The 25,448-nt window shown below is 68.3% G+C and carries 23 protein-coding genes and 1 pseudogene; 8 read left to right on the top strand and 16 right to left on the bottom strand.

What is annotated here, in order from left to right; translation table 11 throughout:
- Window positions 1-102: 102 nt before the first annotated feature.
- The 8 genes and pseudogenes from ACVWZ8_RS11250 to ssd all read right to left on the bottom strand — a co-directional run bounded on the left by ACVWZ8_RS11250 (window position 103) and on the right by ssd (window position 7,485).
- On the bottom strand, window positions 103-501 hold the full coding sequence (locus ACVWZ8_RS11250; RefSeq protein ID WP_426979229.1) for an Rv3654c family TadE-like protein: 399 nt from the start codon (window positions 499-501) through the stop codon (window positions 103-105).
- Complete coding sequence (locus tag ACVWZ8_RS11245; RefSeq protein WP_426979230.1) at window positions 498-881, bottom strand: TadE family type IV pilus minor pilin; 384 nt, start codon at window positions 879-881, stop codon at window positions 498-500. The genes ACVWZ8_RS11250 and ACVWZ8_RS11245 overlap by 4 nt, the downstream gene beginning before the upstream one ends.
- Window positions 882-1,024: 143 nt before the next feature.
- Window positions 1,025-1,189 (bottom strand): annotated as a pseudogene (locus tag ACVWZ8_RS11240) (DUF4244 domain-containing protein); the annotation flags it as partial.
- Window positions 1,190-1,585: 396 nt separating this feature from the next.
- Window positions 1,586-3,391 (bottom strand): hypothetical protein, encoded by a 1,806-nt coding sequence (locus ACVWZ8_RS11235; RefSeq protein WP_456504681.1) that lies wholly within the window; start codon window positions 3,389-3,391, stop codon window positions 1,586-1,588.
- 290 nt (window positions 3,392-3,681) lie between these two features.
- A complete protein-coding gene (locus tag ACVWZ8_RS11230) occupies window positions 3,682-4,272 on the bottom strand; it encodes a type II secretion system F family protein (protein ID WP_426979746.1) in 591 nt (196 codons plus the stop codon).
- Window positions 4,273-4,289: 17 nt separating this feature from the next.
- Entirely contained in the window at window positions 4,290-5,135 is an 846-nt protein-coding gene (locus ACVWZ8_RS11225) for a hypothetical protein (RefSeq protein ID WP_456504680.1), read from the bottom strand.
- On the bottom strand, window positions 5,132-6,379 hold the full coding sequence (locus ACVWZ8_RS11220) for a TadA family conjugal transfer-associated ATPase (RefSeq protein WP_456504679.1): 1,248 nt from the start codon (window positions 6,377-6,379) through the stop codon (window positions 5,132-5,134). The genes ACVWZ8_RS11225 and ACVWZ8_RS11220 overlap by 4 nt, the downstream gene beginning before the upstream one ends.
- Complete coding sequence (gene ssd / locus ACVWZ8_RS11215) at window positions 6,376-7,485, bottom strand: septum site-determining protein Ssd (protein WP_426979246.1); 1,110 nt, start codon at window positions 7,483-7,485, stop codon at window positions 6,376-6,378. The genes ACVWZ8_RS11220 and ssd overlap by 4 nt, the downstream gene beginning before the upstream one ends.
- Window positions 7,486-7,577: 92 nt before the next feature.
- Between ssd and ACVWZ8_RS11210 the strand changes: the two genes are divergently transcribed.
- Window positions 7,578-9,293 (top strand): bifunctional 3'-5' exonuclease/DNA polymerase, encoded by a 1,716-nt coding sequence (locus ACVWZ8_RS11210; protein WP_456504678.1) that lies wholly within the window; start codon window positions 7,578-7,580, stop codon window positions 9,291-9,293.
- 47 nt (window positions 9,294-9,340) lie between these two features.
- The gene (locus ACVWZ8_RS11205; protein WP_456504677.1) at window positions 9,341-9,673 is read left to right on the top strand and encodes a YegP family protein; all 333 of its coding nucleotides are present in this window, start codon (window positions 9,341-9,343) and stop codon (window positions 9,671-9,673) included.
- 36 nt (window positions 9,674-9,709) lie between these two features.
- Here the strand turns inward: ACVWZ8_RS11205 and ACVWZ8_RS11200 are convergent, their stop codons facing one another.
- The 3 genes from ACVWZ8_RS11200 to ACVWZ8_RS11190 are packed head-to-tail and all read right to left on the bottom strand — an operon-like array spanning window position 9,710 to window position 12,655.
- Window positions 9,710-10,390, bottom strand: coding sequence for an NUDIX hydrolase (locus ACVWZ8_RS11200; protein ID WP_456504676.1), 681 nt, complete (start codon window positions 10,388-10,390; stop codon window positions 9,710-9,712).
- The gene (nth, locus tag ACVWZ8_RS11195) at window positions 10,387-11,259 is read right to left on the bottom strand and encodes an endonuclease III (protein WP_456504675.1); all 873 of its coding nucleotides are present in this window, start codon (window positions 11,257-11,259) and stop codon (window positions 10,387-10,389) included. Before nth ends, ACVWZ8_RS11200 begins: the two co-directional genes overlap by 4 nt.
- Before the next feature lie 10 nt (window positions 11,260-11,269).
- Window positions 11,270-12,655 carry a hypothetical protein gene (locus ACVWZ8_RS11190; protein WP_456504674.1) on the bottom strand — a complete coding sequence of 462 codons (1,386 nt, stop codon included), beginning with the start codon at window positions 12,653-12,655 and terminating at the stop codon, window positions 11,270-11,272.
- Window positions 12,656-13,195: 540 nt separating this feature from the next.
- Between ACVWZ8_RS11190 and acs the strand changes: the two genes are divergently transcribed.
- A complete protein-coding gene (gene acs / locus ACVWZ8_RS11185) occupies window positions 13,196-15,256 on the top strand; it encodes an acetate--CoA ligase (protein ID WP_426979251.1) in 2,061 nt (686 codons plus the stop codon).
- Window positions 15,257-15,313: 57 nt separating this feature from the next.
- Here the strand turns inward: acs and ACVWZ8_RS11180 are convergent, their stop codons facing one another.
- Window positions 15,314-16,261 carry a hypothetical protein gene (locus ACVWZ8_RS11180; RefSeq protein WP_456504673.1) on the bottom strand — a complete coding sequence of 316 codons (948 nt, stop codon included), beginning with the start codon at window positions 16,259-16,261 and terminating at the stop codon, window positions 15,314-15,316.
- A 141-nt stretch (window positions 16,262-16,402) separates the two neighbouring features.
- Here ACVWZ8_RS11180 and aroQ point away from each other — a divergent pair, with 141 nt between their 5' ends.
- Window positions 16,403-16,876: a type II 3-dehydroquinate dehydratase gene (aroQ, locus tag ACVWZ8_RS11175; protein WP_426979253.1), complete on the top strand. Its 474-nt coding sequence runs from the start codon at window positions 16,403-16,405 to the stop codon at window positions 16,874-16,876.
- 2 nt (window positions 16,877-16,878) lie between these two features.
- Window positions 16,879-17,976, top strand: a complete 1,098-nt coding sequence (locus ACVWZ8_RS11170) for a DUF2332 domain-containing protein (protein ID WP_426979254.1) — start codon at window positions 16,879-16,881, stop codon at window positions 17,974-17,976.
- Here the strand turns inward: ACVWZ8_RS11170 and ACVWZ8_RS11165 are convergent.
- Window positions 17,966-19,150 carry a MarP family serine protease gene (locus ACVWZ8_RS11165; protein WP_426979255.1) on the bottom strand — a complete coding sequence of 395 codons (1,185 nt, stop codon included), beginning with the start codon at window positions 19,148-19,150 and terminating at the stop codon, window positions 17,966-17,968. The genes ACVWZ8_RS11170 and ACVWZ8_RS11165 overlap by 11 nt on opposite strands.
- A gap of 189 nt (window positions 19,151-19,339) precedes the next feature.
- On the opposite strand from ACVWZ8_RS11165, the gene ACVWZ8_RS11160 reads away from it, so the two are divergent.
- Window positions 19,340-20,017 (top strand): Crp/Fnr family transcriptional regulator, encoded by a 678-nt coding sequence (locus tag ACVWZ8_RS11160; protein WP_011693220.1) that lies wholly within the window; start codon window positions 19,340-19,342, stop codon window positions 20,015-20,017.
- 301 nt (window positions 20,018-20,318) lie between these two features.
- On the opposite strand, the gene ACVWZ8_RS11155 is transcribed toward ACVWZ8_RS11160, so the two are convergent.
- Genes ACVWZ8_RS11155 through ACVWZ8_RS11145 form a run of 3 tightly spaced genes read right to left on the bottom strand, consistent with a single transcriptional unit; the run spans window position 20,319 to window position 21,978 of the window.
- Window positions 20,319-21,233: an NUDIX hydrolase gene (locus tag ACVWZ8_RS11155; RefSeq protein WP_456504672.1), complete on the bottom strand. Its 915-nt coding sequence runs from the start codon at window positions 21,231-21,233 to the stop codon at window positions 20,319-20,321.
- A 17-nt stretch (window positions 21,234-21,250) separates the two neighbouring features.
- The gene (locus ACVWZ8_RS11150) at window positions 21,251-21,820 is read right to left on the bottom strand and encodes a RidA family protein (RefSeq protein WP_456504671.1); all 570 of its coding nucleotides are present in this window, start codon (window positions 21,818-21,820) and stop codon (window positions 21,251-21,253) included.
- 2 nt (window positions 21,821-21,822) lie between these two features.
- Complete coding sequence (locus tag ACVWZ8_RS11145) at window positions 21,823-21,978, bottom strand: DUF4177 domain-containing protein (protein WP_009359196.1); 156 nt, start codon at window positions 21,976-21,978, stop codon at window positions 21,823-21,825.
- A gap of 37 nt (window positions 21,979-22,015) precedes the next feature.
- Here ACVWZ8_RS11145 and ACVWZ8_RS11140 point away from each other — a divergent pair, with 37 nt between their 5' ends.
- Together ACVWZ8_RS11140 and ACVWZ8_RS11135 are read left to right on the top strand one after the other, a co-directional pair.
- Window positions 22,016-24,274 carry a transglycosylase domain-containing protein gene (locus ACVWZ8_RS11140; RefSeq protein ID WP_456504670.1) on the top strand — a complete coding sequence of 753 codons (2,259 nt, stop codon included), beginning with the start codon at window positions 22,016-22,018 and terminating at the stop codon, window positions 24,272-24,274.
- 3 nt (window positions 24,275-24,277) lie between these two features.
- The gene (locus tag ACVWZ8_RS11135; protein ID WP_456504669.1) at window positions 24,278-25,225 is read left to right on the top strand and encodes a metallophosphoesterase; all 948 of its coding nucleotides are present in this window, start codon (window positions 24,278-24,280) and stop codon (window positions 25,223-25,225) included.
- Window positions 25,226-25,448 lie beyond the last annotated feature (223 nt).

The raw sequence follows: 25,448 nt of genomic DNA, 5'->3' as shown, positions 1-25,448 counted from the left end.
GGCACGGTGGCCACCCGGCGGCCACACGGCGGCGGCACGGTGGCCACCCGGCCAAAGCGTGGACATGTCCGGTGCTGGCGCTGGCAGGTCAGCTGGTCTCGGCTACGGCCCGGTTCCTGGCGGTGGTGGACCGGCGCGGGCCAGCCCGGTGGCCGCCCCGAACACCGTGCCGGCGTTGAGCTCCGTCCGGACTTGAACCGTTTCGCCGGTCCCCTCCGAACAGCTGAGGACCCTTGCGTTGTTGCGCCGTGCGACCTCCGAAGCCACGGTGCACGGTTCGCCGGCAGTGATTCCCCGGACCGCATCCGCGGCTGCCAGCGCCGCGAGGTCGGCGGCAGCAGCGGCCCGGGACGCCATCACGGCCGACTGTGCAAGGAACAGGATCAAGACGATTGCCGTGATGAGGACCATCCCCAGTCCCAGGGCCAGGACCGTTCCTGAGCCGCGTTCCGGCTCATGCACCGGCACGGGGGCCGCGGGGCCAGTCCGGGGCGGCCTCACGCGTTCAGCCTCAGGGGCTGGTGACGATGGGCCGCGCCGACCCTGGCGAGGGCCGAGGCCGGGGACGACTCGCTCCGCGCCCAGGAGCGTGCGGAGAGAGTCCACGGGACAAGTGAACCGACGGAGCCGGGCACCCGGCCGGAAACCGTAACGCTGAGCCACCCGCCGTCGGACGTCACGGCTGACCCTGCTGACTCGCCGGCGAGCCGGCGGACGATTCCGTCGACGGCGGCAGCTCCTTCGCCCCGTGCCAAGGCCCGCGCACCTGCCCGGGCGGCTTCCTCGAAGCGGAGCTGTGTCACTCCTGCAGCTGATCCCGCCAGCAGCAGGGCCAGCAAGAGCATCACAGCGGGCAAGGCAACAGCAAATTCGGCCGTCACGGCGCCGTGACAGGAGCCTGCGCGCTGATCTCGCCGTTCCTGGAAGCGGCCGTTTGCCGGTGGCGAAGCAGCTCCCCGGGATCCCCGCGACTTCGCCCGGACGACTCGCTCGTGTGCCCCGTCGGCGACGGTACTTCCGGACTTCATGGCAACGCCAGGGCGGTGCGGATGAGGTTGAGCAAGAACCCCCGGACCTCGTCACTGCGCATGATGAAGACGAGTACCCCCGCAAATCCCACGGCGGCCAGCGTGGCGATGGCGTACTCGGCCGTGGCCATCCCGGCCTCGGAGCCGCGAAGCCTCGTGCGGACCGGGATGGCGGTACGGGCACCGGGATAGATCTCCAGCACCTGCGCAGTGCCAGCCTCTGCCGGGACTCGGCGGTTTTCGGCGGGCGCGTCTCGATGGATCGACATGTGTTTTCCTTTCACGGGTTCCGGCGGAATTGCCGGCTGCTTCGACTCTCCCGGCTCAGTGACATGCCGGTAAGTAGCGAGGCAGCCCAAGTGGAAAACGACGCAATCCGGCCGGATGTCGAGGAGCACTCAGGAATAGTCAGCCGCGGCGGCGCTCGAAGGCCGGTGGCCGGTGGCCGGGCTCCCTTCATGACAGACATGATGAAGGCCTCTTAGCCGTTGGTGGTGCGCAACAGGCTAAGAGACCTTCAATCATCCAGAGGGTTACGTATGTCCCGGCTCAAGGCACTACTGGAGGAAGTACCCTGCGATGTCCGCGATGAGCTGGGAGCTGCCCGAGGAGCGGTTGAACAGCGACACCCGGCCGTCGGAGCCTACCGGGACAGCGACCAGGTTCGGAATGGTCTGGCCGGTGTTGAAGTTCAGGTTGGACGCATTGGGACGCGCCGTACCGGAAGCAAACGCGGTGACGAAACCGAAGGACTTGGGCGAGGTGACGGTCAGGTTGAAGACGACGGCGGACACGTTGGCGGGGATGCCGTTGGCTCCGGAGACCCGGAAGGAAACGGCGGAGTCCGCGCCGACGGCGGAGCCGGTCCTGGTGTCCAGTGCCCGGGTGGGTCCGATGGCTTTGAAGGCACCCGATGCGGTCGGTGTGCCGGGGAGGTAGTAGCCGGCGACGTCGGCGATGAGCTGGGTTGTCCCGGCGGAGCGGTTGAACACGGTGACCTTCCCGTCGGCCCCGACCGGGACCGTGACCAGGTTAGGCACGTTTTGGCCGGTGTTGAAGTTCAGGTTGGACGCGTTGGGCCGCGCCGTGCCTGAGGCGTAGGCGGTGACGAATCCGAAGGACTTCGGCTCGGTCACTGTGAGGTTGAAGACCACCGCTGCCACCGAGGCGGGGATCCCGTTGACGCCCGCGACCTGGAAGGACAACGGCGTGTCGGCGGCCACGGCTGAGGCATTCCTGGTGTCCAGGATCCGGGAGGGCGCGAGCGACTTGAAGGCGCCCGGGGTGGCCGGGGTGCCCGGGGCGTAGTAGCCGGTGACGTCCGCTATCAGGTGGGAACTGCCGGAGGAGCGGTTGAAGAGCGTGACCTTCCCGTCGGCCCCCACCGGGACCGTGACCAGGTTCGGCAGGGTCTGGCCGGCGTTGAAGTTCAGGTTGGACGCGTTCGGGCGGGGGGAACCGGAGGCATAGGCGGTGGCGAAGCCTGCGGCCTTGGGCGAGGTGACCGTCAGGTTGAACACGACGGATGCCACCTTGGCCGGGATTCCGTTGACTCCCGCGACCTGGAAGGACACGGCGGAATCCGCACCGACCGGGGACCCGGTCCGGGTGTCAAGCAGCCGGGTGGGCGTGATCGGAGCAAACGTACCGGGAAGGCCGGCTCCGTTTGCCGAAGCCTTGATGATCACGTCGTCGATGTAGACGTCCCCCGCTTGCCTCCGGTGTTCGGCGCCCAACTGCACTGCGGACAGCGTGTCGACGTCGATCTTGACCTGGTTGCTGGACAAGACCGACTTGTTATCAAACGAGATCTCCACCGTTGTGGACGCGCCGTTGGCTATGGCATGCATTGTCAGGTGATGCCAGCTGTTCAGTGCGACGCTGGGCACCAGCCGGGTATAGGTGAGTTTCCCGGTCGGCGATGCGACGCGCAGCCACAGTGCGCCGAGGCCGTTGTTGGCGCGAAAGACGTCGAGGACCCTCGTACCGTTGTTGAAAAACCGGAAGTAGGGAACGTTGTTGGTGTCGACGCCCTTGGCGGTGACGTTAAACCAGCCGTCGGCGTAGACGTCCTTGCTGCCGGCGGGCAGGGGGGCGGAAAAGTTGGCCAGGGAGCCCGGCGTGTTGGTCACGTGCAGGAGGGCGGCGCACCGTCCGGAATGTTTGTTTTTCTCGGAGATCGTGGCCGTGCCTGTCCCGGCGATATTGGGGGCGTTGAAGCCTGACGCTGAGATTGTTTTTTCCTCGAAACTGGTCGCAACGACTGTTGTGCCGGGAAAGTTGTTGGTGGGTGCCGGTGTGGCCGGGGCGCACGTGACGGCGGCTTGGGCCGGCGCCGCCCCGACGGCCACTCCGGCCAACACCAACAGATTTAGTGCCGCAATAATGCCAGCCCTTCGCAGTCGAATCATTGATCTGCCCCCCTGCCTCGAATTCAAACTCCCGAATATTTTTTTCCAGACGTACCGAGATAGCGGACGCCCTTGGCGGGTAAATATCGGTGGGCCACACACGAGGGCGCTCGTACTGCGATGCCTACCGCACGATATCGGCGGCGACTTGAGAAAACCTTGGAAAGGGATCGCCGTGGGCCGTTGCCGCCGGGCTACTCCATTCACCCCGTCGACTCACGCCGTCGACGGACCGGTTTGGATCAGCCGGGGAGCAGCGCCAGCAGCACCGGGACGACGCCGAGACACACAAAGGCCGGCAGGGAACAAAGGCCCAGCGGGACCACAAGCTTCACGCCAAGGGCGGCCGCGGCTTTCTCTGCGGTCCTGAAGCGGTCGCGGCGGATCCGGGCCGCCTGGGCATAGAGGATGGCAGAAGATGGCGCCCCGGTGAGGGCGGCGAACCCCAAGGCGTCGCGCAGGGCCAACAGCTGGGGCGACCGGTTGCGTGAACTGCGCCAGGCTGTGTCCCAGTCGGCGCCGATAGCCAGCGCGGACACAACCGGGCGAAGCGGGACGCTGAAATCCTGGGCGGCCAGGGCCGCCACGAGCTCCAAGGAGCGGCCAAGACCGGCGCCCGCGTCCAGCATCGCGCCGATCAGTTCGAGCATCATGGCCGTGTCACCAAGGCCCGCGGCGCCGGACGTTCCTTCGTCGCCGTGGGCCTTCCCGGCAAGTCCGGTATGGCCGGCTACCAGCCGTCCGGGCTCGAGCCGACTGAGTCTTCGCCTGGCCTGTGAGCGGTGGGCAAACGACACCCACGCAGCGCCCGCCAGAAGGGCCGTAACCGCCATGCCGGCGAGCCCTGCACTCACCGTGTTTCCCCCGCCGCCGACCTGACGAGCCTGGCCGACCAGATCCGTCCCGCGGCTGTGAGGGCAACACCCACCGCCAGGGCCGCCAGACCTAGCGGCGCCCCCAGCAGGATGTCTATCGGGTCCACGCCCAGCAGCATGCCAAGACCCAGACCCAGGACCGGCAACCAGCTGAGCAATCGAACTGTTGCCCGGGGACCAGCCAGCGCAGTCTGCCGGGCGGCTTCCGCATCCTCCTCGGCTTCAAGCTGGGCGGCGAAGCGGGTCAGAATGTCGGCCAACGGGCAGCCGCTGACCTCGGCCACGTCGAAGCACGCGGCCAATTCGATCCAGTTGGCGCGCTCCCGGCCGGCGTCATCCTTTCCGAATCCCGGACCGGCACGGGCGCGTCTGCCAGTGGCGGCGCTTCGGATGGCCTCGCCCACGGGGGCCCCGCACCTCGCTGCGGCGCGGGCTGCAGCCAGACTGGCCAGCGAGTCCGGGGCAAGCGCTGCGTCCCGGGGTGGGCCATCGGACATGGACCGGCCCGGCAGAGCGTCCCCGCCGTAGAGGTGCCACAGCTCATCCCACAGCCGCGAGGGGGTACGGCCCCCTCTGAGCAGGGCAGCCAGCTGCTGGACAAGGACGGTCATCGGCACTGAAGCCGCACCGCGGGGATTCCGTCCTGCCCGGCGCAGGCCACGGCGTGCCTGGCCGCGGTGCGCGCGGGAATCGGCCGGCTCCGGCGCAGTTTGCCGTGGCGGCGCGGCGAGCTGCCGGCGGAACCGCCGGCCGGGGCCACCAGGGGGCGCAAGGGCCAACCAAACGGCGAGAGCCAGCACGCCGATCAGGGCGGAAGTCACACCGGAACCCTGCCCAGGCCGGGATCCAGGCCGAGCCGGTCCGCCAGCCGCGGCCAGGCCGGGCCGTACCGTACGCCGCCGTCAACGACGTCGAGTGCAACGGTGACCGCCAGGGCTCTTTCGTGCTCCTCCAGAAGGCCGACGCACGCCACGAACCGCCTGTTCCCCGCCCGTCCCACATGGACGACGGCGTCGAGCGCGCTTGCCACCTGCAGGCGCACGGCATCCTGGCCCATACCGGCCAGGGCCCCCAGTGCCGTCAGCCGTGCAGGAACGGCGGCCGCGGTGTTCGCGTGGATGGTTCCGCCGCCTCCTGTGTGGCCGGTATTCATGGCTGTGAGCAGTTCCCGGACCTCGGCACCCCGGCACTCACCCACGACCAGCCGGTCCGGCCGCATCCTCAACGCCTGGCGGACCAGCTCACCGAGATCCACGACACCGCTTCCCTCGAGGTTTCCATGCCGGGATTCCAGCGACACCACGTGCGGGTGGACAGGGTTGAGCTCCGAGGCGTCTTCAATGAGGACGAGCCGCTCAGCCGGATGGCACAGGCCGAGCAGCGTCGCGAGCAGCGTGGTCTTTCCTGAGCCTGTTGCGCCGCTGATCAGAAAGCCCAACCGCCGGTCGATGATGCGTTCCAGCACCGTCTGGACGAGGGGTCCGAACATGCCGTTCCGCCGCAACTCCAGCATGGTGAAGACCTTGTCCCGCCGGATTCTCACGCTGAGGAGTGTTCCCGTCGTGGAGATCGGCGGCAGGACTGCGTGGACCCGGTAGCCGCCGTCGAGCCTGACGTCCACGCACGGAGACCCGTCATCAAGTCGCCGGCCGCCCGCCGCCACGAGCCGTGCGGCAAGTGCGCGGATTTGCGGCTCGCCGGAAAAGACGACCGGCGCCTTCTCCAGGCCGTTGCCTCGGTCCAGCCAGACCGCATCCGGGCCGTTGACGAAGACGTCCGTCACGGCGGGATCCCTCACCAGCGCCTGCAACGGGCCCAGCCCGCTCAGCTCCGCGCTGATGCTTTCCACGGCGGCCAGGGCACCCGCGGTGCCAAGCAGCCGCCCGGTCGCCTGCACAGCGGCGGCCACCCGGGAAGGAGTCACCGGGCCGGTCTCGGACATGACGGACTCCCGGACGGACTCCAACAGTCGTGCGTCGACGGCGCTGTGTGCCTGCTGACGTTGTCCGTGTGAGCGCAGGGCGCTGTTCGTGTCCGGCGGCCCGGGAGCCGCATGCGCACTCATCCGGGGTCTCCGCCGCTGAGGTCAAGAAGTGTCGCGGCGAACCGGCGGACGCTGCGTTGCTGGCCGACTTCCAGCAGACGCCCTCGTTCCGTGGCGGAGGCGACCCCCCTGACCTCGGGCAGAATCCCGTGCAGCGGAAGCCCCACGGATTCGGCGATATGGAACTCGTCCAGCGCGGCCCCGGGCGTACCCCGGACCACGAGGGAGGTTTCCACCGGGGGCAGTTCCTGCAGCAGCCGCGCGGTTGCGACGGCCGCACGCAGCTGGGCGGGGGCGAGGACCACAAGCCGGTCACACTCCCAGGCGAAAGCCCGAAGCACCTCGCGACCGCGGCCAATGTCCAGAACCACCAGCTCATAGCCGCGCCGGGCCGCGTCCAGGACCCCGGACACCGAGCCGGCATCGACCCCGACAGCCCGCTCCCGGCGGCCGGGCCAAGACAAAAACGAGAAGCCGCCAGCCACCGGCAAGGCCTCAGCGAGCTGGTAAGGATCGATGCTGCCGCTGGCCCCCGCGAGGTCCGGCCAGCGAAGCCCGTCGGAGTCCTCGGCGGCGAGCGCCAGTTCCATGCCGCCACCCCAGGGGTCCCCGTCCACCAAGAGGACGCGGGCCCCGTGCCGGGCAGCGGCCTGGGCAAGCCAGATTGCCGCCGTCGTTGCTCCGGCCCCGCCGCAGCCGCCGACGACGCCGAGGACCAGCCCTCCGGCCTCGGGCGAGCGGGAGCGGCTGAGGTATTCGGCCAGCCAGGATGAGGCGTCTGGGAGGACGGCAACCCGTTCGGCCCCGATGACAGCGGCGAGCTGCCACAGGCTGTCCCCGTCCCCGCTCAGGCCAACGAGCACGGCCGGTGCCCGCCTCCGTAGCGGCAGGTCCAGGATGTCGCTGCCGACCAGCACCGCTGCCGCAGTGTCCCAGAACGGAGCTGCTTCCTGCACGTCCCGCACCGTCCGCAACCGGCCCCCGGCTGCTGCCACTATGCGTTCCACCTCACTGCGCAGCACCTCGATTCCGGTGACCAGCAGCGTCTCCGCGGACTCGTCCGGCAGCCACTGCTCTGGCCCCTCTGCGGGATCCGGGAAGGAATCGGGTAACTGGTGCCTGCTCATACCGTCACTCTGCCCTCCTGTCGGAGGGCCCGTAGCCGGTGCCCCGCGCTATGTGGACAAGCAGCCCCGCACCACAGGGCAGAATTGATCCTATGTATCTGCTGCTCGCCGCCCACGCTGACGGCGCAGCCCTCCAGGAACTCACCGCCGCCGGCGCCCCGCACCCGGCCACCCCCGAACCGAGGGTGATCAGCGCCGCCGAACTGGCCGGCGTCGTGCTCCGGCTTGAGAAGCAGCGACCGCGCTGGATCTGGCACCGCACACAGGACTGGTACCCCTCCCTGCTGGCCGCCGGGGTGGAGCTGGAACGCTGCTACGACCTCACGCTCTGCGGCGCGATCCTGGCCCACTCGGAATTCACCGCACATACTTCCTATGCCAGGAACGCGGAGAAGCTGACCCAGGACGATGACCTGCAGCAGCCGCCGCGAGCCCTCCAGCCGCCTCCTCCGCCGGCCGACCAGGGCGCACTGTTTGACGATCCAGGACTTCACCGGACGCCGCGGCACACCCCCGGGGACCTCCGCGTAGAGTATGCCGCGCAGCAGGATGCGCTCAGCCAGGCCGGGGCGGCAAACCAGCCCGACAACCGCAGGCAGCGCCTCCAGCTCCTTCTGGCGGCTGAGTCCGCGGGGGCCATGATCGCCGCGGAAATGCAGCACACCGGCGTCCCCTGGCGGGAGGAGCTGCATGAGCAGATCCTCGCGGGCCACCTCGGGCCGCGTCCTCCGCATGGCCACCGCCCAGCCAAACTCGAGGCCCTCACCACGGCGCTGCGCCAGCTGCTGCATTCGCCTGCGCTCAACCCGGATTCACCGCAGGAGCTCATGCGGGCCCTGCACCGGAACGGGATCGAGGTGAAGACGACCCGCCAGTGGGAGCTGAAGGAATCCACGCACCCGGCGATCGAGCCGCTCCTGGAGTACAAGAAACTGTCCCGGCTCCATGCAGCCAACGGCTGGGCCTGGCTCGATGCCTGGGTCAAGGACGGCCGTTTCCAGCCGGAGTACGTTGTCGGCGGGGTGGTCTCGGGACGCTGGGCCTCCCGCGGCGGCGGCGCGCTGCAGATCCCGCGGCAGATCCGAGGCGCCGTGCATGCCGATCCGGGCCACAAGCTGATCGTCGCAGACGCCTCCCAGCTCGAACCGCGGGTGCTCGTGGCACTCGCCCAGGACTCAAAGATGGCCGAGGCCGCGCGGGACAAGGACCTCTACGCCGGCATCGCGGCGCAGGGGTTCGGCGGCGACCGGGCCCAGGCCAAGGTGGCGCTCCTGGGCGCCATCTACGGAGCCACGACGGGCGAGTCAGGCCGCCTCATGCCGCAGCTTGCCCGCACCTACCCCCGCGCGGTCGGCTTCGTGGAACAAGCGGCCCGTGAGGGCGAAGCCGGGAAGACCGTCACCTCCCGGCTGGGCCGCAGCAGCCCGCCGCCGTCGGAGGGATGGCTGCGGAGCCAGCAGTCCGCCACTGCCGAAGAACAGCGCCGGGCCGATTCGGCGGCCCGTTCGCGCGGGCGGTTCACCCGGAACTTCGTCGTGCAGGGCTCCGCCGCGGACTGGGCGGCCTGCTGGCTGGCCGAATTACGACGGCGGCTCCGGGCTATGCGCGCGGTCGGCGGCCCGGCCGGGGAACTGGTGTTCTTCCTGCATGACGAAGTCATGGTCCACTGCCCGGAGGAAGCCGTAGGGGATTGCATCCTGGCGATCGAAGAAGCCGCGACTGCCGCCAAGGAGTTGCTCTTCGGCCGGATCCCGGTGGAATTCCCGGTGAGCGTGGCCGTCGTGGACTCGTATGACAAGGCCAAATAGCAGAGCCTCTGACTCCCCGGGTAACGTACCCGCCGGTAGCTTTGTGCATGGTCCGGACCCCGGCTACGCTCGAAAATGGCGGCATCCATTTTGAGTGTTCCGCCGGCTGGTGCAACGAGGCATGGATTTGGGGAGGCAGCAGATTGGCTGGCATTTTTGAGATCGCCGAAGCTGGAGAGAAAGAGTACTTCTTCAAATTGACCGCACCGGATGGAACGGTTGTCGCCGTTTCGCCAATGTTCAACTCCATCAAGGGCGCGGCGGCAGGCATCACAGCCGTGCGCGAGAACGCCGCCACCGGACTGGTGGTCGACAAGTCCCGGAAGTCGCCGTCATGCGGGAAGGCCGCAGCCAGGCCGGCAACGCGCTCACAGCGCTAAAAAAGGCACCACGCTAGAGGGACAGTTCCGGCCTTCTCAGGCGTCGATCCCGTAGAGCCGTGAGCGGTCCCAGGGAACCGCCCACCCCAGCTGCTCGAACAGCTGGTTGAGGATCATCCCGGTGAAGCCCCACACCACCACGCCATTGACGGTGAACGCGGGGCTTTGGAAGGTCTGGCCGGCACGGCTGACGGTCGCCATCACCCGGTTGTCCGGGTCAAGCAGGTCCCGGACGGGCACCCGGAAGACCTGGGAGGACTCGCCGTAGTCCACCACCCGCACGGGTGATTGACGGGCCCACCAGCCCAGGACGGGTGTCACCAGGAAGTTACCGCGGGGCAGTGACAGCTCCGGCATGACGCCGAGTACCTCGACACCGTCGGGATCCAGCCCCGTTTCCTCCTCCGCCTCGCGCAGGGCGGCGTCGATCACGGATTCGCCGGGGTCGATGCCGCCGCCGGGAAAGGCGACTTGTCCGGGATGGTCGTCCAGAGTCTGGGCACGCTGCAGCAGCAGGACGTCCAGATCTGCCGGAGCCAGCAGCTTGACGGAGGCTGCGGGGACATGATCGAGGGCACCGAACAGCATGAGCACGGCGGCCCTGCGGATGCGCTCCCCCGGTGCCACGGTGAGTTCGCGCCAGCGCGGGTCCGGTGCAGGCGCCGTGCCCGCCTCAACCGCCGCCACCAGATCGATGAGGTCCTGGCGTGCGGTCACCGGGGCTTCCTCTGGGATTCCATCCTGATTTCCGCAGCCCGGTGCGTCTCGGCAAGGAGCTTCGCCAGCAGCTCTTCCTGCCCCGGCGCCAGCTCGTACTTCAGCAGCTTCTTCGCCTTCTCCGGGTCGGTCTCGCCCATCCCGTAGCTGGGGCACCAGTTGGCCACCGGGCAGGCCCCGCAGGCCGGCTTGCGCGAATGGCAGACCCTCCGCCCGTGGAACACCACCCGGTGCGAGAGCATGGTCCAATCCTTGGGCTCGAACAGTTCGGCGACGTCGGACTCGATCAGCACCGGATCATCGGACTCCGTCCAGCCGAAGCGCCGGGCCAGCCGGCCGAAATGAGTGTCCACTGTGATCCCTGGAATGCCGAACGCGTTCCCCAGGACAACGTTGGCGGTCTTGCGGCCGACGCCGGGCAGCGTCACCAGATCCTCCAGCCGTCCCGGCACCTCGCCGTCGTACTCGTCCACCAGCCGGTGGCACAGGGCCAGCAGGTTCCGGGCCTTCGCGCGGAAGAACCCGGTGGGTCTGATGATGGCTTCCAGTTCGGCGGGATCCGCCTCGGACATGCTCCGCGCGTCGGGGTAGCGGGCGAACAGCAGCTGCGTGATCTGGTTGACCAGCACGTCCGTCGTCTGCGCCGAAAGCACGGTGGCCACTACGAGCTCGAACGGATTGCGGAAATCCAGTTCAGCGTGCGCGTACGGGTACTGTTCAGCCAGCGCACGGTTGATCCGTCGCGCACGCCGCTTGAGTCCCAGCAAGGATTCGCCGGCCGCCGTCGGGCGTGCCGCCTTCGGGCTGGCAGGGGCGGGGCTGGCAGGCCTGGCACTGCCGGGCTGTGAAGCCTCGGAATCGTTGGCCACCGGCGTCGGGCTAGCCGCGCTCGATATTGCTGAGGTCGCGCAGCACGCCCACCCGGCCATCGGTGTGCTGGACCAGGAACTCGTGGCCCCGGTCCTCGAGGGCAAGGACCCAGCCGCCGGGTTCAATCACGAACGACGGTGCACCGGTGTGTTCATCGACGGCGGTGCGCGGCTGGGCGACGGCGAACCAGAATGCCTCGTGGACGGGCTGGGCCTGTCGCTGCTCGGGCCGGCTCGCCGGATCGACAGTGGCCCCGATCGGTTCCTGCGAGCGCACCTGCGGATTGACAGTGGTGGGAGCGCCGGTACCGGCACTCACCGGCACGTCCGCTGCGCGTGTTTCTTCGGCCTCCGCGGCCGCTGCTGAATTCGCGGCAGGCGGCACGACGCCGGAAGCCTGCGTCTGCTCAGCAGCGGACGGGGCGGACGGTACCACGCCGGAGACCTGGGTTGCCGGGGCACTGTAAGCCGGGGCGGGGGCCGAACCGGGGGCAGCAGCTGCCTGGCCGGCAGCGGCCTGGGCGACGGCAGCCGGGGGCGCGGCCGGGCCGGCCGACGGCGTGGCGGCGGCCGGGGAGGCGGCGGCCGGGGAGGCGGCGGCCGAGCCTGGAACGGCGTCGTTTGAAGCGGGGCCGCGGGCCTCGTAGCCGCGCGCGGCGGCGTCCGGGGCTGCTGCCTGGCCGCGAGGTTTCATGCGCTTGGCCCAGCCTGCGACCGCGCCCGTCGCGCTTTCCTTGGGCTCCTTGTGCTCCTTGGCTTCCTTGGGCTCCTTTGCTTCCTTGGGTGTCTTCGGGGCGCGGGGTTGGCGGACCGGGACCGCGGCTTGGCGTGCCACCACGTGCGCCGGGGCCTCGTCGCGGTCCAGGAAGTCACCGGCGAAATACGGGACCAGGCGGGCGAGGACGGTGGCGGCAAAGAGTCCCAGTGCACCGACGAGGGCCAGCAGCATGCTCGGGACGTAGGCGCCCGCTACGGCAAGGAAGAAGAAGGCGACGGCGAAGGACGCCACCACGGAGGCGAACTGGTCCACGGACAAGGACCCGATCCAGATCCGGGTTCCGGGGCTGACACGGCGCGCCACAAACAGTGCACTCACGATCAGCGGCAGCAGGATCCCGAGGCCCAGGAAGAAAAGACTCCCCAGGTTCCACAGGTTGTAGCTGACGGCGAACATCGGAATCAGCGAGGCGATGAAGAGAACCAACGTGGAGCCGAAAACAGTGAGATCCCGGATGGTGAAAGGTCCGAGAACGGCCGCGTTCTTCTTGCCGGTTTTGCCGTTCGCCTTGTCCACCGTGAAGCGGGGCGCATCTTCGAAGCCGGCCGTACGGGCCGGACCGCCGTTGGCCCTGTCCTGGGAAGGCGCGTGGAGCTGCCCGTTAGCTTGCTCGTTCATTCTGTTCTCCTTAGCATGGCGTCACCCTGGACGGTGCCGCCGAACGGCAGGCTGACACCAGACCGCGCGCGGTCCTGTCGCCTCCATCGGATGTCACAACTCCATCTCAGCCTAGCCAAGTGCTTGTCCGATCACTAGCTGACAAGCCGTGGGTGGGAGCGGCAAAATCAGCGTCGTTCTTCGGGTCTGCCGGCGCCCGCGGCTGTGCCCAGCACCCCGCTGTAGCTGACCGGGTCGTTCCAAGTCCCGGCCGGCACGGCGAGACGGCGGGTTCCTGCCGTCTGGGCTTTGCTGGTGCAGCGCCGCCTACGCCCCCGTGTTGGGGCAGAAACAGCCGCTCGGCGCTTAACAAACACCGCTCGCGGCTCACATTGTGACGGGGCGCACCATCTGCCGTACCCAAGTATTAGTGTTTACTGCGGAACAGCTCTTTGCGGTAGGCCCGTGATCGGCCGCTGCCCGGCGTCGCGTTTGCGGCCCCGGAGCGGGGGAGGTCCGGACGCCCCGCGCAGCACGGATCGATGAATGATGAGGTTCACCATGTCCCAGCAGATACCCGGCGCCACGACCACCCACGTCCCCGGCACCACGTCTTCCGCCACCGCGAACCACCAGGGCGACGCGTTCGAAAACCTGTCGCATGAGGACCGCAGGTTCGCCCCCTCGGAAGACTTCGTGGCGAACGCCGTGGTCACCGCCGCCGACTACGCGGAAGCCGACGCCGACCGCCCGGCCTTCTGGGCAAAGCAGGCCCGCGAGCTGTTGAGCTGGAGCAAGGACTTCACGCAGACGCTGGACTGGTCCACGCCGCCGTTCGCCAAATGGTTCGTCGGCGGCGAGATCAACGCCGCGTACAACGCCCTGGACCGCCATGTGGAGAACGGCCTCGGAGAGAGGGTCGCGATCTATTTCGAGGGCGAACCGGGCGACACCCGCACGTATACCTATGCCCAGCTCACGGAAGAAGTCAAGAAGGCCGCCAACGCCTTCGAGTCCCTCGGAGTCGCCAAGGGTGACCGGGTCGCGGTCTACCTCCCCATGATTCCCGAGGCCGTCATCACGCTGCTGGCCTGCGCCCGGATCGGCGCCATCCACTCGGTCGTCTTTGGCGGCTTCTCCGCCGAAGCGCTCCGCTCCCGGATCGACGACGCCGAGGCCAAGCTCGTGGTCACCGCCGACGGCACCTACCGCCGCGGCAAGCCCAGCGCGCTGAAGCCCGCCGTCGATGAGGCCTTGTCCCACGAGGGAAATGCTGCCGGCCACACCGTCCAGAACGTCGTGGTGGTCAAGCGCAACGGCCAGCACGTGGACTGGCATGAGGGCCGTGACCACTGGTGGGCGGACACGGTGGAGGTGGCCTCCCCCGAGCACACCGCCGTCGGGCACGACTCCGAGCACCCGCTGTTCATTCTCTACACGTCCGGCACCACCGGTAAGCCCAAGGGCATCCTGCACACCACCGGCGGTTACCTCACCCAGGGCGCCTACACGCACAAGGCGGTCTTCGACCTGCACCCGGAGACGGACGTCTACTGGTGCACCGCCGACGTCGGCTGGATCACCGGGCACTCCTATGTCGCCTATGCCCCGCTCATCAACGGAGCCACCCAGGTCATGTACGAGGGCACCCCGGACTTCCCACATCAGGGCCGCTGGTGGGAGATTGTCGAGAAGTACAAGGTGTCCATCCTGTACACCGCTCCGACCGCCATCCGCACCTTCATGAAGTGGGGCAAGGAGATCCCGGCCAGGTCCGACCTCTCCTCGATCCGCGTCCTGGGCTCGGTCGGCGAACCCATCAACCCGGAAGCCTGGATGTGGTACCGCGAGGTCATCGGAGCCAACGCGGGCAAGAACGGCGAACGGAAAGAAACCCCGGCCCCGATCGTGGACACCTGGTGGCAGACCGAAACCGGGGCGCAGATGATCGCACCGCTTCCCGGTGTGACGGCCACGAAGCCCGGCTCGGCCCAGGTCCCGCTCCCCGGCATCGCCGTGGACGTCGTGGACGAGGCCGGCGAGTCCGTGCCCAACGGCTCCGGCGGCTACCTCGTGATCCGCGAACCGTGGCCGGCCATGCTGCGCGGCATCTGGGGCGACCCGGAGCGGTTCAAGGAGACCTACTGGTCCCGCTTCGAGAGCATCTACTTCGCCGGCGACGGCGCCAAGAAGGACGAGGACGGCGACATCTGGCTGCTCGGCCGGGTGGATGATGTGATGAACATTTCCGGCCACCGGCTCTCCACCGCTGAGATCGAGTCCGCGCTCGTCAGCCACCCCGCGGTGGCGGAGGCCGCCGTCGTGGGCGCTGCGGATGAGACCACCGGCCAGGCCGTCGTCGCGTTCGTGATCCTGCGCGGGGATGCCGTGGACACCGGCGATGCGATCGTCCAGGAGCTCCGCAACCACGTGGGCAAGGAAATCGGCCCGATTGCCAAGCCCAAGACCATCCTCGTGGTGCCGGAACTGCCCAAGACCCGCTCCGGCAAGATCATGCGCCGCCTGCTCAAGGACGTCGCGGAAGGCCGCGAGGTCGGCGATGCGAGCACCCTGGCGGACAACACGGTCATGACCCAGATCGCAAGCTCGCTGCGGAAGTAAGTACGCGGTTCGGCGGCGCCGCCCACTTCAGGTGGTCGGCGCCGCTGTCCCTACCGGTTAGCGGGCATCGACCAGAACGGCTTCGAAGCTCGAGGCGTCAGGGGTGCTGAACTTCGCGTTGACCAGGGCCAGGGTGTCACCGAAGAGGGCCGCCGTCGTCGGGACGTCGAAATGCTTGCTGGTGATGACCTGCCGCACCGCACCGGAGTCGAGACCGTGGTTGAGGCGGATGCGGCTGACCTGGTTGCTGAAGTTCTGCACCGCCCACAGCGTGTTGTCCCGGACGATAATGCCGTCCACGTTGGGAACGCTCACGCCCGTGATGGATGCGCTCGCCCCGGTTTCCGGATCCACCGTGTACAGGACGCCGCGGGCGGAGTGGGCGACGATCAGCGCGTGTCCGTCCCGGACCGAGGCGATGCCGTTGAGGTTGAACCCCTTTTCAAGTTCCCCAGCCGGTCCCTTCAGAGCCAGGGTCTGCGAAGCGCCCGGGTCGCCATGGCGGTTGACCGGCACGAAGTACAGCTCGCCGGCCTGTGAATTAGTGAACCAGGCTCCGTCCTCGGTGAGGGTGACGTCGTTGATGAAGCTCGCGCCGGCTGCGGCCAGCTGGTAGGTGGCTTCGGTCTTCTTCGTCTCAATGTTGTAGACGTAGGCCTGGCCGGTGGCGCCTCCGGCGACGAAGAGGAGGTCGTTGTGCTCATCGACCTTCATGCCGAGGGCCGCCCGGCCTGCGGGGGCGGTGAGGAAAAGTTTCGCTTTCCCTCTGCCGATGTCGCCGCGGTAGATGTTCCCGTTGAGCCGGTCACCGGCGAAGAACGTGGTGCCCTCCCCGGCGGCGATGCCTTCGGCTCCGGTGGCACCGGGAAGGGTGATCACGGCGCGGCGGTCCCCGGCGTCGGCCCGGGAGGCCGCGGCCGTGGGCGCTGGGACGAAGACGGCCGCCAAGGCAAGCAGCCCCGCCGCTGCGCGGCGGATGGAAATTCGTGGATGAATCTTGCGCATGATGACGCTCCCAGATCGGGCTTTCCGCGCGAGCTGGCCGGTACGGGAGCTCCGCACGATGGTCCTCTTAGTCTAGGCAGGGCCGCCCGTGCGAGCCAGAGCCGGGAGGAATCCGGGGCGCTCTGCGATACATTGGCAGGCATGAGTGAAGCCACCCCCGCCGGTGCCGGCCGCGGCACTGTCCTGGTCCTCAACGGACCCAATCTGAACCTGCTCGGCACTCGGGAACCCGAGAAATACGGCACGGCCACGCTGGCCGACGTCGAACAGCTCGCCAAGGACGCCGGGGAGGCGCACGGCCTGGACGTCGAGTGCTTCCAGTCCAACCACGAGGGTGCCCTCGTGGATGCCATCCACGCTGCCCGTGGCAGGGCGATCGGCATCGTCATCAACGCCGGCGCCTACACGCACACCTCGGTTGCAATCCGGGACGCCATCTCGGCGGTGCAGCTGCCCGCCGTCGAAGTCCACATCACAAACGTCCACGCCCGGGAGGAGTTCCGGCACCATTCGTACCTCTCGGATGTCAGCAAGGCCGTGATTGCCGGGGCCGGGATCCTTGGCTACCGCTTCGCTGTGGAATACCTCGCCGGGCTGCACGCCGGCCAGGACTGAGCATGTCCCCCGAGGAACCCGCGCCGGCGCCGGGGGCATCTGCGTTCGGGGAGTCAGCAACCGCGGAGTGGTACCGCCACTTCGGCACCGTCGACGCTCCCGGCAACTCCGACTGCTACGCCGAGTGGGCCGTGGGCATCGCGGACGATGCCGAGCTGATCCGGCGCATCGATCTGTGGCCGCACACCAAGCGCCAGCCGCTGCTCCTGCTTGCGGCGGCCCGGTTTGTCGGCGCGCGGATCAGCCCGTACCGGGAGTTCCGGAGTTTCCTCGACACGCACTGGCACGAGATCTCCCGGATGGTGCTCGCCCGTGCCACCCAGACCAATGAGGCAGGGCGCTGCGCCACACTGCTGCCCTCGCTGGCCGGGATCGCCGCCGCCGAGGGGCGCCCGCTGGCCCTCATCGAGGTGGGCGCCTCTGCCGGGCTCGCACTGTTCCCGGACCGCTACGGCTATGAGTTCCGGGCCGCCGGCAGCGGCACGCACGAGGGCACCGGCGCGGTGACCCGGCTTTCCCCGGCAGGGGCGCAGGGGGCTTTCCCGGTCCTGCATTGCGCAACCACCGGCCCGGTGCCGCTGCCGCAGGAGCTCCCCCGGGTCGTGTGGCGCGCCGGCATCGACCTCAATCCGCTCGACGTCCGCAACCCCGACGACGTCGCCTGGCTGGAGGCGCTCGTCTGGCCGGAGCAGGACTTCCGCCGCGAACGGCTGCGGCAGGCGATCACCGTCGCACGGGCGGACCCGCCGCTGCTGGTGGCGGGGGACCTCAACGAACAGCTCCTGTCGCTCGCCGGGCAGGCGCCGTCGGACGCCGCCCTCGTGGTGTTCCACAGCGCGGTCATGGCCTATCTGGACGCCGCGGGCCGGGACCGGTTCCGCCGCACCGTGGCCGGCCTGGCCAGGGAGCGGTGCTGCCATTGGCTGTCCAACGAGGGCCACACGGTGATCATCCAGGCGGACGGCTCCAGCGTGGTGCCGGAAATGGACGACGGCCGGCTTCAGGGCCGGTTCCTGCTGCTGCACAACGGAGTTCCCGTGGCCATCGCCGGCCCGCACGGCCAGAGCCTGGAATGGCTGCAGCCGGCGGCTACTTCCTGATGCACTGCCCCGCTGAGACGGGGCTGTCGAGCCCGGGCGCCTGAGCGGCGACCGGGCCCAGATCGGTCATCGTGATCGCGAACCCGAGCGAGGATTCCGTCGTGGCCTTGGCGAAGACCACGCCGGCGACCTGCCCGTCAGTGCTCAGCAAGGGACCACCGGAATTGCCCGGCTGCACGTCTCCGGCCAGGCGGTAAACGTCTTCAGGGGCCGGATTGTTGCCGTAGATGTCGGGGACGAGCACGGTGGCGATGTCCTGCACCGTCGCCGGCTTGGACTGGAACGGTCCGCCGTGCGGATAGCCGGCAAATGCCGCCGGGCTGCCGGCGGGAAGGCCGGAACTGAGCGGCAGCGGCGCGGTGCGCAACCCGTCCACGGCCAGGACGGCGAGGTCGTGCTGGCTGTCAAAGTACACGACGCGTCCGGGCAAGGCGCCCCCGCCCGGGATTTCGACCACCGGCTCCGGAACACCAGCCACCACGTGGGCGTTCGTGACTACCCGGCCCGGTGAGACCACAAAGCCGGTTCCCGTCTGGTTCTGTCCGCACTGGTAGGCGGTTCCGGCGATCTTCAGAACGGAGGCCGCGGCCCGGTTCAGCGCGGGCGTGTCCGTACTGGCGTCGGGGACGGCCACGGGCTGGCCCTGGCCGATGCCCTCGAACAGGGTCGGGATTCCCTCGCCGATCACGGCGGACCGCAACTGGGCCATCGACGTCTTGAGCGGCGTGGGCGTCATGCCGTCGATGAACCGGATCACCTTGGACTCGGCGAGCTGCTGGGACACGAAAGGGACACCGAGCGCGCCGATACTGAAGGCGAGCATGGACAGGACCAGGGCGGACACCACCACATTCACGCCGCCGCCGGCCACCCGGTCAACGGTCCGGAGCGGGCTGATCCTCACGACGCTGCGGATTCTCCGCCCGATTGCGGTGCCGAGCCCGTGGCCAAGAACGATCAGCAGTACGGCAGTGGCGATGATCGCCGTCAGCCGCCAGCCGCTGTCTTCCACCAGACCGCTGACAATCGGGACGGACACGAACGCGGCCACCGCCCCCGCGGCAAACCCTGCGATGCCGCCGACTGTCACCAGGAAGCCGTTGCGCAGGCCATGGATCAGGTAGGACAGCAGCATCAGAATCAACACAAGGTCCAAGATGGTCAAGCCGAACACCGATGCTCCTTAGGCAGGTAAGCCCCAATTCTACCGACGGTGGCTGACAGTTTGCCGTGCGCCCCGGCACACCCGATGCGCACCTCGGCTCCGTTTGGCGCGTTTCGGTGCCAACTACGTCACAGAGACGCCAAAATTCTGAAACAATGGCTGAAGCGCCCCAGCCGACACAGTTAGTCAGGAGATTTCATGGACATCGAGGTATTGCGCCGTGCACCCCTTTTCGCCACGCTCGACGACGAGGCGTTCCGTCTGTTGACGGACGAGCTCACCGAGGTGGATCTCTCACGCGGAGCCTCGGTATTCCGGGAGGGCGACCAGGGTGACCAGCTGTACTTCATCGTGTCCGGCAAGGTGAAGCTCGGCCGTACATCCCCTGACGGCCGCGAGTCGCTGCTCGCCATCCTCGGCCCGGGCGAGCTGTTCGGCGAAATGGCGCTGTTCGATCCGAGCCCCCGCACCGCCACGGCTACGGCTGTTTCGGAAACGCGGCTGGCCGGGCTGAAGAACGAGAGCCTCAACGCCCTGCTGCGTACGCGCCCGGAAGTTTCCGCACAGCTGCTGCAGGCGCTGGCCCGCCGCCTGCGCCGCACCAACGATTCGCTGTCCGACCTCGTGTTCTCCGACGTCCCCGGCCGTGTGGCCAAGGCCCTGCTGGACCTCGCCGACCGCTTCGGCCGCCCCGCGACCGACGGCGTCCTGGTGGCCCACGAGCTGACCCAGGAAGAACTGGCCCAGCTGGTCGGCGCATCGCGCGAGACAGTCAACAAGGCACTCGCCGAGTTCGTCCAGCGCGGCTGGCTGCGCCTCGAAGCCCGCGCCGTCGTCATCCTCGACATGCAGCGCCTCCGCCAGCGCTCCCGCTGACAGTATTCAGCGCAAAACGAAGGCCGGCCCGTCAGAACGGAGCCGGCCTTCGGCGTTTAAGCCCACCCCGTGGGACATGCCCAGTCCCGGCGACCGGGTCGGCGGGACGCGCCCAGTCCTGGCGGCGAGGAGTGGACATAATGCCATTATGTCCACCGGGCTGGGGAAGGGCAGCGCATGTCCCTCGGACGGCTGGATGAGCGGAGGGCATGTCCAGTGGTGCGGTCGAAGATGGGGCATGCCCGCGGGCCCGGTCCCGGCTGAGGGCACAGAGCCGGTCACCGTGTGGCAAGGAGCCTGGTCAGCGTTCCCGTTGCGGCTCGCCGGCGACGGTCTTCGCGGCCTCCACCTCGAGCATGAGCCGGCCGTCTTCTTCCTCGACGAGCTTGGGCTGGTATACGTGGGCCTTGCGCTTGTAGCTCAGGTACGCGATGCAGCCGTTGGCGGCGGCCATTTTCTCGAGCATGATCTCGGAGCCGGGCACCAGGAGCTGACCCAGGGGCAGCCCGACGGTGTTCTCCTGGCCCACCTCGTCGCCGAGCACCGTCGTGTCCCGCTCGTTGATGGCTTTGCGGACGCAGACCCACCGGCCCCACACGCCCTTGCTGGCCAGCAGTGAGGGCCGCTGGTTCACGGGCACGGTGGCGGCGAAGTAGCGGGTGTTGAACCGGCGGTGGGCGAAATCGGGGCTGAGCCAGTTGACCAGCGGCTTCAGCAGGTCGGTCCGCACCGAGAGCCCGCGCTTGGCGAGCACGTCGGTAAAGGACTTCTCCTGATCGGCCACGGCTTCGCGCGCGCGCATCCAGTCGGCGGTGGAGGTCGCCTCCACCGTGCTGGACAGGTCCGGCCCGGCCAGCAGGATGCCGGCCTCCTCGAACAGCTCACGGATGGCACCCACCACGTGGCGGCGCGCCAGCCCGACGTCGGCCGTCCCCATCTGCTCGGCCCAATGCTGGGGCGAGGGGCCCAGCCAGCCGACGGCGTCGTCGTCGGACGCGTCCAGTGAGCCTCCCGGGAAGGCCAGCACGCCCAGCGGCGAAGATCCCGGCCGGTAACCCAGCCAGGTCTCCAGGCCGGTCGGCGAATCCCGCAGGAGGACCACGGAGGACGCGAAGCGGGCGGCGCGGGGCGTCCTTTCGCCGTGTTCAATCCAGCTGCGGGCCGCCCCCTCAAGATCCGGGGGAAGAACGAACAGGCGTCGGGCTAACTGAGGCAAGGGAAGTGACCGGCCCTCTAGGCGAATTCGGCGATCAGTTCGACTTCAACGGGAGAGTCGAGCGGCAGGACAGAAACGCCGACGGCCGAACGTGCGTGCTGGCCGGCGTCCCCGAGGACCTTGCCCAGCAGCTCGGAGGCACCGTTGATGACGCCGGGCTGGCCGGTGAAGGACGGATCGGACGAGACGAAGCCGACGACCTTGACGATCCGCGTGATGCGGTCGAGGTCTCCGATGACGCTCTTCACCGCAGCCAGCGCGTTCACGGCACACACGGCCGCGTAGTCCTTCGCCGCTTCCGGGGAAACGGTGGGCTCGTCCGAGGTACCCTCCGTGCCGGCGGAGACCTTGCCGGTGGCCTCGAGCTTGCCGTTGATGAACGGCAGCTGGCCGGAGGTATAGACGTGGTTGCCGGAAATGACGGCCGGGACATAGGCGGCCACCGGGGCGGCGACCTCCGGCAGGGTCAGGCCGAGCTCGGCCAGCCGTTGCTCGACGGCGGACGACGCGCCCGTGTTTGCGGTGTTGCTGTCCGTGTTTTCGGGGCGTTCCGGGGTCGCCGGAGTGGCCGCTGCTGGCGTGCTCATGGCTACTGCTTCTCCCTCTTCAGGTAGGCAACCAGGCCGTTTCCGTCAGGTCCCGGAACAACCTGGACAAGCTCCCAGCCGTCCTCGCCCCACTGGTCCAGGATCTGCTTTGTAGCGTGGATAATGAGCGGAATCGTGGCGTACTCCCATTTGGTCATGAGCTAAAGCCTAGTCCTTGCGGCTAAAGTGGAAAACATGGCGACTGGTAAGAACCCTTTATTCGACTCGGCCACCACCCTCGGAAAGATCCTTCTTTTCCTGGGCGTGAGCGCCCTTTGTGGCGTCCTGGTGGCGGGGCTGCTGGTCCCGGCGGCTGCTGTTTCCGGCAGTGCCGCCAGCGGGTCGATCAAATTCTTTGACACTCTTCCGGCCGAGCTCAAGGTGGACCCGCCCAGCCAGGCGACCACCATCCTGGCCTCGGACGGCAGCGTGATCGCCAACCTCTACGCCGAAAACCGCACCCGCGTGTCGCTGGACCAGATGTCCCCGTACATCAAGGACGCGGTCATCGCGATCGAGGACAGCCGCTTCTACGAGCACGGCGGCGTGGACACCACCGGCATTTTGCGCGCTCTCGTCAGCACCGCCCGCGGCAACAAACAGGGCGCCTCGACCATCACGCAGCAGTACGTCAACAACGTCATCAACTCCTCCCTCGAGGCCGAGGGCAAGAGCGACGAGGTCCTCCTCAACGGCGTGAACAAGGGCGTCGGGGACAAGCTCCGGGAGATGAAGCTCGCCATCGCATTGGAGAAGAAGTTCACCAAGGAACAGATCCTTGAGGGCTACCTGAATATCGTGTTCTTCAACCGGGACGCCTACGGCATCGAAGCCGCGTCCAAATTCTTTTTCAGCACCACGGCCAAGGACCTCACCCTTCCGCAGGCCGCGCTGCTGGCCGGCGTCGTGAACAGCCCGTCCTTCTATGACCCCATCACCAACCCGGACAATGCCAAGGTCCGGCGAGACCTCGTGCTGCATTCCATGCTGAGCCAGGGCAAGATCCAGCAGGCCGACTATGACGCCGCCGTGGCGACGCCGGTGGAAACCAAGGTCACTCAGCCGCGCCAGGGCTGCGCCTACTCGACGACGGCACCGTACTTCTGCGACTACGCGCTGCACCTGCTGTTGAACAACCCGGCCTACGGCGCCGACCCCAAAGAGCGCGAGCGGAAGATCTTCCGCGGCGGCCTGACCATCAAGACCACGCTCGATCCCAATGCCCAGGCGGTGGCCCAGACCCAGGTCGACGCTTCCGCCGGCGCCAACCCGGACAAGTGGGGGGCCTCGCTGGTGTCCGTGCAGCCGGGCTCGGGCAAGATCGTCTCCATGGCCCAGAACACGCAATGGCTGGAAGCCGAAGGAAAGTTCAACAACGTCATCAACTTCAACGTTGATTCCAAGGACGCCCAGGGCGGAGACCTCAACGGCCTGGGCGGTTTCCAGCCGGGCTCCACGATGAAGCCCTTCACCTTCGCGGAGTGGCTCAATGAGGGCAAGTCCATGAACACCGTCCTCAATGGTGCCGCGCGGCGTTACCCCTTGAACTTCCCGTGGAGGAACACCTGCCCCGCCCCCAAGGACGGTGCCTATAACACCGCTGAGAAGGGCCTGGGTGCGGCCGATGACCTGCAGAACGCCGAGGAGGGCTACTACAAGAACATGTCCATCCTCGACGGCCTGGCGAACTCCATCAACACCATGACGTTCGCCACCGCGGCCCAGGTGGACCTCTGCGGAATCCAGAAGATCGTGGACGCCGTGGGCATCCATGCGGGGCAGACCAACGAACCGGTCCCCATGACCAGGCTCTCCAACCTGATCGGCGCCACCCAGACCTCGCCGCTGACCATGGCCAGCGCGTTCGCCACCTTCGCCAATGACGGCAAGTACTGCGAGCCGATCGCCATCGAGTCGGTGACGGACCAGAGCGGCGCCCAGCTTCCTGCCCAGGCCACGAACTGCCGGGACGCGATCAAGCCGGAAGTTGCGCGCGGCGTGAGCTACGCCCTCCAGGAAGTCCTCAACCGGGGCTCCGGCTCCCTGATCCAGCCGCGGATTTCCACCCGGACCACGTTCCCCATCGCGGCCAAGACCGGTACCAACGACCCCAACAACTCCACCTGGGTGGTCGGATTCACCACCGGCCTGGCGACGGCGTCCTGGTTCGGCGATGCCCTCGGCGCCCAGGACCGGTTCGGACGTAACATCACGATCAACGGCAAGTTCTACAAGGGCATCGACGGTTACATGATCGCGGGGCCGCAGTTCTCGAACTACATGGCCCAGGTGGCGCCGGCGTACGGTACCAACCCGTTCCCTGCCCCACCGTCCAACCTGGTCACCGGTCCGGCTCCGATCGTGCGCCCGACGACGCCGCCGGCCAAAGAAGACGAGGCGTCGCCCACCGACAAACCGAAGCCGTCACCGAGCCCCAGCGACAAGAAGAAGTAGCCGGTGGCCGGGGAAACCACGCTGGCAGGCCGCGTCCGAGGTATCGGGCGCGGCTTTGCCGTAACCGCGGCGGTCGGCGCAGCGACCGGGGCGGCCGCCGTCGGCTACGGGCTGTGGGAGAAGAACCAGTTTGTCCTGCGCGAAGAATCCCTGGCCATCCTGCCGCCGGGCCACGGTCCGATCCGGGTGCTGCACCTCAGCGACATCCACTTCGTGCCCCGCCAGCACCGGAAGGCCGGGTGGCTCGCCTCGCTGGCGGAGCTGAAGCCCGATCTCGTCGTGAACACCGGGGACAACCTCAGCCATGTCAAGGCGGTGGAACCCCTGCTGCAGGCGTTGCAGCCCCTGATGGAGTTCCCGGGCGTCTTTGTGCCCGGTTCCAACGACTACTTCGGCCCGGAGCTCAGGAATCCCGCCTCCTACCTACGCGGTCCGTCCGGGGAGCGCCAGAACCCGGTCGAGCTGGACTGGCCGCGGCTGCGCTCCGGTTTCGGGATGGGCGGCTGGGTGGACCTCACCAACCGGTCCCAGTCGCTCGTGGTCAAGGGCCTGCGCGTTGATTTCTCCGGTGTGGACGATCCGCACCTGGGCCTCGAGCGCTACGCGGGCTGGCCGCGCGGCACCAAGGGCCAGGACGCGTCAGCGCACCTGCGCATCGCCGTCGCCCATGCCCCGTACCAGCGCGTCCTGGACCATTTCACCGACGACGGGGCGGACCTGCTGTTCGCCGGACACACCCACGGCGGCCAGATCTGCCTCCCGGGCTACGGCGCCCTCGTCGCCAACTGCGACCTCCCCACGTGGCGCGCCAAGGGACTCAACGATTGGGAAAGCAACGGACGCACGACGCCGGTGAACGTCTCCGGCGGGATAGGCACCTCACGCTTCGCCCCGGTCCGCATCGCCTGCAGACCCGAGGCAGTGCTGCTCACCCTGACCTCCCGCCCCTGACCTCCCGCACCTGACACCACCGCTGGACATGCCCTCCCCAAGTGCCCACGGATGGACATAGCGGGCTTATGCCCACTCCCCGCAGCCAGGGCTGGCCATGTCCCACGGGCGGGCGGCCTCTGTCCACTCCACGCAGCCAGGGCTGGGCATGTCCCACGGGCGGGCGGCCTCTGTCCACTCCACGCAGCCAGGGCTGGGCATGTCCCACGGACGGGCACGCCGG

It is taken from the genome of Arthrobacter sp. UYCu723 (assembly GCF_054059215.1).
Note: the sequence above shows the minus strand (reverse complement) of the source record. Positions and strands in the feature narration are given on the sequence as shown.

Coding starts and splice junctions, on each gene's coding strand:
- ACVWZ8_RS11170 (WP_426979254.1), top strand. CDS start 16,879: ATGTCCCCCGAGGAACCCGCGCCGGCGCCGGGGGCATCTGCGTTCGGG.
- ssd (WP_426979246.1), bottom strand. CDS start 7,485: ATGAGCAGGCACCAGTTACCCGATTCCTTCCCGGATCCCGCAGAGGGG.
- ACVWZ8_RS11160 (WP_011693220.1), top strand. CDS start 19,340: ATGGACATCGAGGTATTGCGCCGTGCACCCCTTTTCGCCACGCTCGAC.
- ACVWZ8_RS11205 (WP_456504677.1), top strand. CDS start 9,341: ATGGTCCGGACCCCGGCTACGCTCGAAAATGGCGGCATCCATTTTGAG.
- ACVWZ8_RS11210 (WP_456504678.1), top strand. CDS start 7,578: ATGTATCTGCTGCTCGCCGCCCACGCTGACGGCGCAGCCCTCCAGGAA.
- aroQ (WP_426979253.1), top strand. CDS start 16,403: ATGAGTGAAGCCACCCCCGCCGGTGCCGGCCGCGGCACTGTCCTGGTC.
- ACVWZ8_RS11180 (WP_456504673.1), bottom strand. CDS start 16,261: ATGCGCAAGATTCATCCACGAATTTCCATCCGCCGCGCAGCGGCGGGG.
- ACVWZ8_RS11145 (WP_009359196.1), bottom strand. CDS start 21,978: ATGACCAAATGGGAGTACGCCACGATTCCGCTCATTATCCACGCTACA.
- acs (WP_426979251.1), top strand. CDS start 13,196: ATGTCCCAGCAGATACCCGGCGCCACGACCACCCACGTCCCCGGCACC.
- ACVWZ8_RS11190 (WP_456504674.1), bottom strand. CDS start 12,655: ATGAACGAGCAAGCTAACGGGCAGCTCCACGCGCCTTCCCAGGACAGG.
- ACVWZ8_RS11230 (WP_426979746.1), bottom strand. CDS start 4,272: ATGGCGGTTACGGCCCTTCTGGCGGGCGCTGCGTGGGTGTCGTTTGCC.
- ACVWZ8_RS11220 (WP_456504679.1), bottom strand. CDS start 6,379: ATGAGTGCGCATGCGGCTCCCGGGCCGCCGGACACGAACAGCGCCCTG.
- ACVWZ8_RS11140 (WP_456504670.1), top strand. CDS start 22,016: ATGGCGACTGGTAAGAACCCTTTATTCGACTCGGCCACCACCCTCGGA.
- ACVWZ8_RS11150 (WP_456504671.1), bottom strand. CDS start 21,820: ATGAGCACGCCAGCAGCGGCCACTCCGGCGACCCCGGAACGCCCCGAA.